10 protein-coding genes are annotated in these 9,532 nt (G+C 72.9%); 6 read left to right on the forward strand and 4 right to left on the reverse strand.

The window, feature by feature from the left end:
- Positions 1-126: 126 nt before the first annotated feature.
- Both ACWD3D_RS27765 and ACWD3D_RS27770 read right to left on the reverse strand, forming a co-directional pair.
- Positions 127-777 (reverse strand): winged helix-turn-helix domain-containing protein, encoded by a 651-nt coding sequence (locus ACWD3D_RS27765; protein WP_451463522.1) that lies wholly within the window; start codon positions 775-777, stop codon positions 127-129.
- 333 nt (positions 778-1,110) lie between these two features.
- Complete coding sequence (locus ACWD3D_RS27770) at positions 1,111-1,791, reverse strand: DUF6891 domain-containing protein (RefSeq protein ID WP_451463523.1); 681 nt, start codon at positions 1,789-1,791, stop codon at positions 1,111-1,113.
- Between ACWD3D_RS27770 and ACWD3D_RS27775 the strand changes: the two genes are divergently transcribed.
- Entirely contained in the window at positions 1,673-1,966 is a 294-nt protein-coding gene (locus ACWD3D_RS27775) for a hypothetical protein (protein WP_451463524.1), read from the forward strand. The two genes, ACWD3D_RS27770 and ACWD3D_RS27775, sit on opposite strands and share 119 nt — an antisense overlap.
- Positions 1,967-2,047: 81 nt before the next feature.
- Here ACWD3D_RS27775 and glnII read toward each other — a convergent pair whose 3' ends face one another.
- Positions 2,048-3,067, reverse strand: coding sequence for a glutamine synthetase (gene glnII / locus ACWD3D_RS27780; RefSeq protein WP_451463525.1), 1,020 nt, complete (start codon positions 3,065-3,067; stop codon positions 2,048-2,050).
- Positions 3,068-3,345: 278 nt separating this feature from the next.
- Between glnII and ACWD3D_RS27785 the strand changes: the two genes are divergently transcribed.
- Both ACWD3D_RS27785 and ACWD3D_RS27790 read left to right on the forward strand, forming a co-directional pair.
- Complete coding sequence (locus ACWD3D_RS27785) at positions 3,346-4,281, forward strand: Gfo/Idh/MocA family protein (protein WP_451463526.1); 936 nt, start codon at positions 3,346-3,348, stop codon at positions 4,279-4,281.
- Positions 4,282-4,440: 159 nt separating this feature from the next.
- Positions 4,441-5,763: a hypothetical protein gene (locus ACWD3D_RS27790; protein ID WP_451463527.1), complete on the forward strand. Its 1,323-nt coding sequence runs from the start codon at positions 4,441-4,443 to the stop codon at positions 5,761-5,763.
- 57 nt (positions 5,764-5,820) lie between these two features.
- Here the strand turns inward: ACWD3D_RS27790 and ACWD3D_RS27795 are convergent, their stop codons facing one another.
- On the reverse strand, positions 5,821-6,183 hold the full coding sequence (locus ACWD3D_RS27795; RefSeq protein WP_451463528.1) for an ArsC/Spx/MgsR family protein: 363 nt from the start codon (positions 6,181-6,183) through the stop codon (positions 5,821-5,823).
- A gap of 132 nt (positions 6,184-6,315) precedes the next feature.
- Between ACWD3D_RS27795 and ACWD3D_RS27800 the strand changes: the two genes are divergently transcribed.
- From ACWD3D_RS27800 to ACWD3D_RS27810, 3 genes are all read left to right on the forward strand, one after another.
- Complete coding sequence (locus ACWD3D_RS27800) at positions 6,316-6,627, forward strand: hypothetical protein (protein WP_451463529.1); 312 nt, start codon at positions 6,316-6,318, stop codon at positions 6,625-6,627.
- A 106-nt stretch (positions 6,628-6,733) separates the two neighbouring features.
- Positions 6,734-7,528, forward strand: a complete 795-nt coding sequence (locus tag ACWD3D_RS27805) for a hypothetical protein (RefSeq protein ID WP_451463530.1) — start codon at positions 6,734-6,736, stop codon at positions 7,526-7,528.
- 255 nt (positions 7,529-7,783) lie between these two features.
- A complete protein-coding gene (locus ACWD3D_RS27810) occupies positions 7,784-9,427 on the forward strand; it encodes an alpha/beta hydrolase (RefSeq protein WP_451463531.1) in 1,644 nt (547 codons plus the stop codon).
- Positions 9,428-9,532: the final 105 nt, after the last annotated feature.

The following is a 9,532-nucleotide window of genomic DNA, read 5'->3' on the forward strand; positions in this document are numbered from 1 at the left end:
GACCACGGCACGCGGAAGATCAGCTGACGCTCGGGCTCGCACAGCCGCTCGATGATCCGGGCGTCCACGAACTCGGTCGCGGTCTCGTACCGCGAGCACGGGGCCGTTCGCCGCTCGACAGCCCTGTCAGGGGGCGTACTTGTAACCCACCCGGCGGACGGTCTGGATCGAGTGCCGGTACTGGGCGCCGAGCTTGCGCCGCAGCCGGGCGACGTGGACGTCGACGGTGCGGCCGTCGCCGACGTGACCGTAGCCCCACACGGTCGTCACCAACTGGTCGCGGGTGTGCACCCGGTGGGGGTGGGCGACCAGATGGGCGAGGAGTTCGAACTCCAGGTAGGTGAGGTCGAGCGCCACGCCGTCCACGGTCGCGATGCGCCGGGTGGAGTCGATGAGCACCGGACCGTCCGGCGCGGGAGCCTCGCGCACCACGGCCTGCGGGGCGAGCACGCCCTGCGGGAGCGGTCCGGCGGCGAAGGGCTGGGCGTCGGTGAACGCGCCCGCGAGGGCGGCCTGCTGGTCGGCCGGGACGAGGACGAGGTAGCCGATCATCGGCGGCCGTCCCGGAAGGGTGGGCAGGGAATGCTGGGGCGCGGGCAGCCAGGTGGCTCCCGGCGGCAGCAGGTCGGCCATGTCGGTGAGCCGGACGACGTCGTCACGGTCGACCGAACGGAGCCGGCGGTTGGGGGGGAGAGTGCGGGCGGTGGTGGTGGCCGCAGCGGGGGCCGCCGATGCCGCGGTGGCGGCGGAGGCGGAGAAAGTACGGGCGTTCGCCATGAGGGTCAGCTCTTTCGCGCGAGGAGTCGTCGAGGGACGTACGTCGTGCGCGCGGGCCGAAGACCGGGGTGAGCGGCTTTAGAGGGCCTGCGCGTTCCTCGCGCGGCAACACACCCGGTCGAAGTCGTGGTGCTGACGGGAAGGCCAGAACGGCTCAAGGTCGCTGCGACCCGATGAGGTGTACTGGAAGCCGGCCATGGGCCCATTGAAGCAGAGAATGCGGCGGGACAGGAGTCTCCTCTCACCCGTCGATACGGACCCTTTGCGTCACACGCCCCCCGCCCCGCCCCCGGGCCGCGCTTCCACCTGCCCTGAGCTGGCCTTACCCGCTTCTCAGCCCACCAGCCGCCTCCGCCGGTCCGGCGCGGGTACGTCGATGGCCTTCGAGGGATCGCCGCCCCACTCCACGTCCAGCCCGGCCTCCCGGAGCGCCGCCGCGACCTCGCGGCCCGTCGCGGCAGTGGTCTCCTCGGACTCGTCGAACCCGCCGTAGTACAGGGTGAGTCCGCGGCCCGATGCCGCGCTCGCGGTGGACCGGGAGTGGAAGAAGGCGAAACCACGCGCCGACTCGTCCTGTGCCCAGACCTCGTCCATCCCGCAGGAACGGCGACAGGTGAAGTTCTGCCGGGCGGTCGGACGGCGGCCCCCAGCACGGCGAAGGCGGTTTCCAGCCGGTCGGCGTCTCCAACGTGTCGAACACGCCGCGTGGTTCGCTCCTGACGGCTTCCTCCAGCCGTTCCAGGACCTCCGGTTCCGGAGCGGGCGCGGGCCCGGGACGGGGCAGCCCCGGGGACTCCCAGCCCGTCCCCGCGTCCCCGCCCTCCTCCTGCGGGCCGATAGCCTGCTCGGAGCGCGTGCGGACGACGGTCCGCGCCCGGCGAGGGGTGGGCATCCGGTGATCCGAGACCTGTACAACGTCCGCGTGCGGCCCGCGGAGGGGGACCCGACCCCGCTGACCGAGGACGAGGAGCGGCGCGCCCGGGCCACCCTCTTCAACGAACTCGGCACCGTCATCGCCGAGCGCGGCTGGGTCCGCTTTCCCGCCCACTCCCCGGAGGAACGCCGCCGGCTCGTCGACGTCGCGCACCGCCTCGCCGAGTACTGGGGCCGGCCGGTGCACGTCGAGGCCGAGGACACTTGCGCGTTGAGGCTCCACCTGGACGGGTACGGCACGCTGCCGTCCGCGTAGCCGGGTCCGGCCCGGTACGCCGAGAGGGCGCCCACCGGAAACCGGCGGGCGCCCTCTCGGCGTACGGGGAGGTGCGGGGGATCAGCCCTGGTCGGCCTTCTCCAGCGCGGTGCAGCAGGTGTCGACGATCAGCCGCGTGACGACGTAGGGGTCGACGTTGGCGTTCGGGCGACGGTCCTCGATGTAGCCCTTCTGGTCCTGCTCGACCTGCCACGGGATACGGACCGAAGCGCCGCGGTTGGAGACGCCGTAGCTGTACTCGTTCCACGGGGCGGTCTCGTGCAGACCGGTCAGGCGCTCGTCGATGCCGGCGCCGTAGTTCTTGACGTGGTCGAGCGGCTTCGAGCCCTCGCCCAGCGACTCGCACGCGGTGATGATCGGGTCGTAGCCCTCACGCATCGCCTTGGTGGAGAAGTTGGTGTGCGCGCCGGCGCCGTTCCAGTCGCCCTTGACCGGCTTCGGGTCGAGGGTCGCGGAGACGTTGAAGTCCTCGGCGGTGCGGTAGAGCAGCCAGCGGGCGACCCACAGCTGGTCGGAGACCTCCAGCGGGGACAGCGGGCCGACCTGGAACTCCCACTGGCCGGGCATGACCTCGGCGTTGATGCCGGAGATGCCGAGACCGGCCTTGAGGCAGTTGTCGAGGTGCTTCTCGACGATGTCGCGGCCGAAGATCTCGTCGGCGCCGACACCGCAGTAGTAGCCGCCCTGCGCGGCCGGGAAGCCGCCCTCGGGGAAGCCGAGCGGACGGTGGCCCGCGAAGAAGGTGTACTCCTGCTCGATGCCGAAGATCGGCTCCTGCGAGGCGAAGCGCTCGGCCACCGGACGCAGCGCGGCACGGGTGTTGGTCGGGTGCGGCGTCATGTCGATGTTGAAGACCTCGCACAGCACCAGGACGTCGTCACCGCCGCGGATCGGGTCCGGGCAGGTGAAGACGGGCTTCAGGACGCGGTCGGAGGCGTGGCCCTCGGCCTGGTTGGTGCTCGAACCGTCGAAGCCCCAGATGGGCAGCTCCGCGCCGTCGGCCAGGATCCGCGTCTTCGAACGCAGCTTGGCGGTCGGCTCGGTGCCGTCTATCCAGATGTACTCAGCCTTGAACGTCACGGAAGCCATCCTTTGCGGTGCTGCGAGGTCTATGCGCAGAGCTTCGCAAGGCGCGATTTCCCGTCCGTTGCCCGAATGTGAACCCCGTGTTACCAACGTTTTCCGCGGGTGAAGCGCGTCACACCCGCGGAAAACCCCCGCCGTAAGCGCCCCCGGCCGTACGGGTACGAGCGAAGCGGCGGAGCCCCGTACCCCGCCGCCCGCACGGTCCGGCGGCGCCGTCGTATACGTGCCCGCGCTCGTGGGACGGGCGGGAACCTGCCCGCACACTGGTACGCATGACGACTTCCGCGACCCCCCTGCGCATCGGACTGCTCGGCACCGGACCATGGGCCCGCAAGACCCACGCCCCCGCCCTCGCCGCCCACCCCGGCGTCGAACTGAGCGGGGTGTGGGGCCGCCGCCCCGAAGCGGCGACCGCCCTGGCCGGTGCCCACGGCGTCCCGGCCTTCGCCGGAGACGACGGCCTGGACGCGTTGTTCGCCGCCAGTGACGCCGTCGCCGTCGCGCTGCCGCCGGACGTACAGGCCCCGATCGCCGCCCGGGCCGCCACCGCCGGCTGCCACCTCCTGCTGGACAAGCCCGTCGCCACCACGGCGGCCGGCGCCCACGAGGTCGCCGAGGCCGCCGCCCGGTCCGGCGTCGCCTCCGTCGTCTTCTGCACCCTGCGCTTCGCCCCCGAGACGGCCGCCTGGATCACCGAACAGGCCGCGCTGGACGGATGGTTCACCGCCCGCGGCCAGTGGCTCGGCGCGCTCTGGGCGCCCGGCTCCACCAGCGAGTACGCCGCCTCACCGTGGCGCCGCGACAAGGGCGGCCTCTGGGACGTCGGCCCGCACGTCCTCTCCGTACTCCTCCCGGTCCTCGGCGACGTGACGGAACTGACCGCGGTCCGGGGCCCGTCCGACACCGTGCACCTGGTGCTCCGCCACACCTCGGGAGCCTCCAGCACGGCGACCCTCGGCCTCGGCGCCCCGCTCGGAGCCGTCGGCACCGACATCGAACTCCGCGGCGAACACGGCGTCGCCACCCTGCCCCGCTGGGGAGGCGCCCTGGACGCCTTCGCCGGAGCGGTCGACGCGCTGGCGGAAGCCGTACGCACCGGTCAGCCGCACCCCTGCGACGTACGTTTCGGGGCGCGCCTGACGGAACTGCTCGCGGAGGCCGAGGCGCAGCTCGGACAGGCCGGCCCGGCGGCGCCCGCCGGATCGTGACCCGCGGATCGTGACCGGCGTACGGCGCGCGCCGCCGCGTACCGGCCCCGGGCGTACAACCGTCCGGGGCCCGGACGTGTCTCTCAGGCATCAACCGGGTGTGTACGGGCCGCGAGGGACGCGCCCCGGGCGCACCCCTTCGGAGGGACGATGGGTTCCGTGGGCAGGACGCGAGCATTGGGGCTGATCGCCGCACTGGCAGCGGTGGCCTGGACGTCGGCGGGACCGGCCGTCGCGGACGGGGGGAGCGACGGACCGGCCGCGTCGGCAGCTCGGGCGGCGGGCACCCCGCTGCTGCAGTTCGCCAAGCCCTCGCCCGTCACCGGGGTGAAACCGGGCGACACCGTGCCGCTGGAGATCCTGGTGAAGAACGCCGGTGACGGACCTGCGGAGCGGGTGACGCTCTACATCGGCGGATCGACCGGCACCGCGTTCGCGGAGAAGTACTCGAACTGCTCGCAGGAGGAGATCCCCGCGCAGGACGAGGGCCCGGCGCAGGTGCAAGCGACCTGCGACATCGAACAGGTCCTGGAACCGGGCGTCGTCTACGCACCCGAGGAACCGGTCGCCCTCACCCTGCAGCCGCGCGCTCTGTACGAGTGGTACACGCTGGTCGCCCAGGCCGACTCGCCGGTTTTCCACACCGGTTCGCGTGACGGCGTCGGCGACGAGCTGCGGTTCGTCGCGCGGGAGACCCCGCCCGCCGGGGCCGAGTACCTCGACGCGCTCCCCTTCACCCATGTCACGGCCGACAGCAGCGCCGACTTCGCCCTCACCGGGGCCGAGGTCACGGGCGAGAAGGGCGACACCGTCAAGGCGGCGGTGACCTTCGTCAACAAGGGCCCGGCCTGGGTCGACAACGACACGGAAACGCCCATCGGTGTCTTCGACGTCGGCGTGCCGCCCGGCACCACGGTCACCCGCGCACCCGAGTTCTGTCACCCGGTCGACCCGGACGGGAAGGAGGTCCCGGCTGCCGGAGCCACGACGTACCGGTGCAGCACCGTGAACGCCTACGTCGAAGAGAACGACACGCTGGCGCTGGAGTTCGAGCTGCGCATCGACAAGGTCGTCCCGAACGCCACGGGCGAGATCGCCTTCGTCCCGGGCGAGGACCGGGCGGGGACCCTGCCGTTCGACCACGAGCCGGGCAACAACACCGCGAAGATCGTGGTCAATCCGTCCGAGGACGGGGCCGACGGCGGCAGCACCGGCAGCACGGGCGGCACCGGCTCCACGACCTCCGGCGGAGCCACCACCGGCACCACGGCCGGGACCACGACCGGAGGTGCGGTCGGCGGGTCCACGTCCGGCGGCGGCACGGCCCCCGAACTGGCTGCGACCGGCGGAGCCGGCCCCGGGTACCTCGGCGCCGCCGCAGGTCTGGCGGCGATCGGCGGCCTCGCGCTCGCGCTGGCGCACGGGCCCTGGCGGCCCCGCCGCCGGAGGCTCACGGGCCCGGGCGGCCCGGCGGAGCGCTGACGGGCACTCCGGAACACCACCGGGGCGGGGCGGGGCGGGGGTGGGGTGCCGCGGAACTCAGCGGCGCCCCAGCGCGTCCCGTACCGCGTCCTCCGTGCGCGCCACCACGGCGGTGCCGTCCTCGGCGGTGATGATCGGCCGCTGGATCAGCGCCGGTTCGGCCGAGAGCGCCGCGATCCAGCGGTCGCGCTCCGCCGCCTCGCGGGGCCACGAGCCGACCCCCAGCTCCTTCGCGGCGGCCTCCCCGGTCCGGGTGATGTCCCACGGCTCCAGCCCGAGCCGGTCCAGCACCGCCCGGATCTCGTCCGGCGCCGGCACGTCCTCCAGATACCTGCGCACCGTGTAGGACGCCCCCTCGGCGTCCAGCAGCGAGACGGCGCTCCGGCACTTCGAGCACTGCGGATTGATCCAGATCTCCATGGGGTCGAGGATACGGCCGAGGAGGGTGCGACGGACGGCCGAAATCCCCTCTGGCCAGGGGTGATTGTCAGTGCGAGGCGGTAAAATGAAGGCAGTTCGTGAGGGTTCCACCACCGCGCCAGGAGGTTGCCGATGGCCGTCGCCGCAGTCACGACCAAGCCGCTCGACCCGACGCTCCACGCCCCGTTCCTACCGATGCAGCCGTTCGCCGCTCCCCACCCCAAGAAGAGGCTCCCGGCGGGCCGCCCCCGTGAGTGGTACGTCGCCCACAACCGCCGGCTGAAGGCCATGCGCCTGACGATCGCCCTGCTCGACTCCGGCGTCTACCAGCCCTCCAGCGCCAGCAACCGCCGCATACGCCGCGCCGCCGAGCGCCTCGGTATGCACCGGCCGTCCGACCTCACCTGCCGCATGGTCCGCACGCTGATCCGCTACGGCCGCTGAGCCGCACCCCGACTCCGGTCAGCACAAAGACACCCCGCCCCCGGTCCTCCGGGGGCGGGGTGTCCGACCCGCTGCCGCTGTCGGCGGCGGGTGCCAGACTTCCGGCATGTCACTCACCGCCCTGACCTTCGACCGCTGGTGCGCCTTCGACCCGGCCACCGCGCGCAGCCGCGCCGAGGAAGCCGCCCACCAGGTGGGCGGCACCCTGGCCGAGTGGGAGAGCGACCCGGCGCGGGGCCGGATCCCGCACCGCGCGGTGATCGAGCGGGACGGGCAGGGGTTCGCCCTGATACCCGGCGGCGAGGTGCGCGTCGGATTCGACCTGACCGCGTGGAGCCCGACCGCCGAACAGCTCCGCTCCTACCGCGAGGAGAGCATCGCGGGCGGCTTCGGCTTCGACGCCGACCTCCTCGTCCACCTCGCCGGCGTCCTCACACCCCGACGCACGGTCACCCTTCCCACCGTCCTCATGGCGATGGAGGCCGAGGCGCTCTCCGGCGCACCGGCCGAGGTCGCCTCCGTACTCAGGGCCCGCGGTCTGCGTCCGCCCACCCCCGACGAGTGGGAGCACGCCGCCGGCGCCGGCGCGGAGACCCTGTTCCGCTGGGGCGACACGTACCCGGCCGACAGCTCCCCGTACGGAGAGGTGCCCGGCCCGCACCACCTGCCCAACGCCTTCGGCCTGCGCTTCGGATACGGCGTGTACGAGGCGGAGGTGACCAGCGACCCCGGCCACGTTTACGGCGGCGAGGCCGCCTGCGGCGGCTACGGCACCTTCCTCACCTGGCTGCCCATGGCAACCGCCAACCACAACCCCGGACTCGCCGAATTCCTGCGGGAACCCGACGGCGAGGACAGTGACGACGACTTCTTCGTCCGGCCGGTCGTCGAACTGCGCTGACCGGCCCGTACCTCTCCCCGCTGACCGGCCCGTACCTCTCCCCTGTGCACGCACCCGTGGCCGGTCCACGCCCCGATCAAGACGCCCCCACGTCCGACGCGGGCGCCGCGCCGTGAGCCCGCCCGCACGCGGCCCCGTTCGGCCGCCGCCGGTTCGCGCCCACGACCGCACGCCGGTGTGGTGGAAGCACACGCGTACCGATCCCCACGAACCGGCGGCACGGGCGCCCCTCCACGCGAGACAGGGAGACTCCGCATGTCCGCACGCATGCCCGTACGCGCCTCCATACCGGGGCGCCGGCGCTGTGCCGCGGCCCTCGCCGCGATGGTGATCTGCTCGGCTGTGTTCACGGGATCCGACCCCGCGCTGGCCGGCGGGCCGCCACCACCTCGGGTGGCCGTCCCGCAGCTGGACTGGAGACCCTGCTCGCCCGGCAGCACCTTCGACTGCGCCACCGCCGAGGTACCGCTGGACTACGCCGCCCCCGGCCGCCGCACGATCGATCTGGCGCTCGTCCGGCGCAAGGCGACCGGCCCGGGGAAGCGCATCGGCTCACTGCTCTTCAACCCCGGCGGCCCGGGTGGGCCGGGAACGGTGCAGATGCCGCAGAACTACGAAGCCTTCCCCGAAGAAGTGCGGGAGCGGTTCGACATCGTCAGCTGGGATCCCCGCGGAATCGGCCACAGCACCGCGGTGAACTGCTTCGGTACTCCCGAGGAGGCCGCCGCCTGGGCGGCCCGCAAACCGGCCGGGTTCCCGGTGGGCGAACAGCAGCGGGCGGCCTGGAACGCCGCGTTCAAGGACCTGTACCAGCGCTGTCTGAAGCGGGACCCGGAACTCCTGCGCCACGTGTCGACGGCCGACAGCGCGCACGACCTCGACCTGCTCCGCCAGGCCGTGGGAGACCGGCAGCTGACCTACCTGGGGATCTCCTACGGCACGATCCTCGGCGCCACCTACGCCAACCTCTACCCCGGCCATGTGCGCGCCATGACCCTCGACAGCAACATCGACCCGCGGGCCTGGACGAACCACGCCATGGACGACGCCCGGTTGCCGACCTTCCTGCGCATGGGCTCCGACACCACCGCGGCTTCCACCCTGGAGCAGTTCCTCACCCGGTGCGGGGCCACCGGCACGGACCACTGCGCCTTCTCGGCCGGCAGCCCGCAGGCGACCCGGTCCAAGTTCGACCAGCTCATGCGGCGGCTCCGCGAGCAGCCCGTGGGCGCCTGGACCTACGCCGCCGCGGTCAGTGACACGGTGTCCGGCCTCTACACCCTCCACCCCGGATGGACGGAGCTCGCCGGCCGGCTGCAGGACCTGTGGCAGGGCCGCGTCCCCGCACCGCCCGCGCCCCTGCCCGCACCGCCGGTGCCGTATCCGTACCTGGGCGACGAACAGGCGGGCGCCGTGCTCTGCGGCGACAGCCCCAACCCGCGTGACACCGCCGTCTACCCCGCCCTCGAGGAGGCCGGCGCCGCTCGTACGGGTGACCCCGGGCGCCACTGGACCTGGGCCGCGGAGCCGTGTGCCACCTGGCTGACCCGGGCGGAGAACCGGTACACGGGCCCGTGGAACAAGCCCACGGCGCACCCCGTACTGGTGGTCGGCACCGTCTTCGACCCCTCCACGCCCTACACGAACGCGCAGGCCATGGCCGAGGAACTGGCCGATGCCCGACTCCTCACCAACACCGGCTACGGCCACACCGCGCTGATCAACACCAGCGGCTGCGTCAACGCCCATGAGAGCCGCTACTTCATCGACGGCACCCTTCCCCCGCCCGGCACGACCTGCCGTCAGGACACACCGCCCTTCGCCACCCCCATGCCCCACGGCGGAGTCGCCGCAGGCGGCGGCGCGATGTCGGGCGTCGTCTCCCGGCGCCTCCGGTAACCCCCTAAGGGCTCGTAACACGATCATGGTCGGGTCTTCTTGAGGCGTCGGTAGCAGATGAGGCTGCAGGCGAGGGAGACGAAGGCGTCGTGGAGTTCGGAGCGG

It is taken from the genome of Streptomyces sp. NPDC002690 (assembly GCF_053592415.1).

What these genes read in the sequence shown, in the direction of transcription:
- ACWD3D_RS27765 (WP_451463522.1), bottom strand. Translation starts at nt 777, where the DNA reads ATGGCGAACGCCCGTACTTTCTCCGCCTCCGCCGCCACCGCGGCATCG.
- ACWD3D_RS27770 (WP_451463523.1), bottom strand. Translation starts at nt 1,791, where the DNA reads ATGACGGTGCCGAGTTCGTTGAAGAGGGTGGCCCGGGCGCGCCGCTCC.
- ACWD3D_RS27785 (WP_451463526.1), top strand. Translation starts at nt 3,346, where the DNA reads ATGACGACTTCCGCGACCCCCCTGCGCATCGGACTGCTCGGCACCGGA.
- ACWD3D_RS27795 (WP_451463528.1), bottom strand. Translation starts at nt 6,183, where the DNA reads ATGGAGATCTGGATCAATCCGCAGTGCTCGAAGTGCCGGAGCGCCGTC.
- ACWD3D_RS27800 (WP_451463529.1), top strand. Translation starts at nt 6,316, where the DNA reads ATGGCCGTCGCCGCAGTCACGACCAAGCCGCTCGACCCGACGCTCCAC.
- ACWD3D_RS27805 (WP_451463530.1), top strand. Translation starts at nt 6,734, where the DNA reads ATGTCACTCACCGCCCTGACCTTCGACCGCTGGTGCGCCTTCGACCCG.
- ACWD3D_RS27810 (WP_451463531.1), top strand. Translation starts at nt 7,784, where the DNA reads ATGTCCGCACGCATGCCCGTACGCGCCTCCATACCGGGGCGCCGGCGC.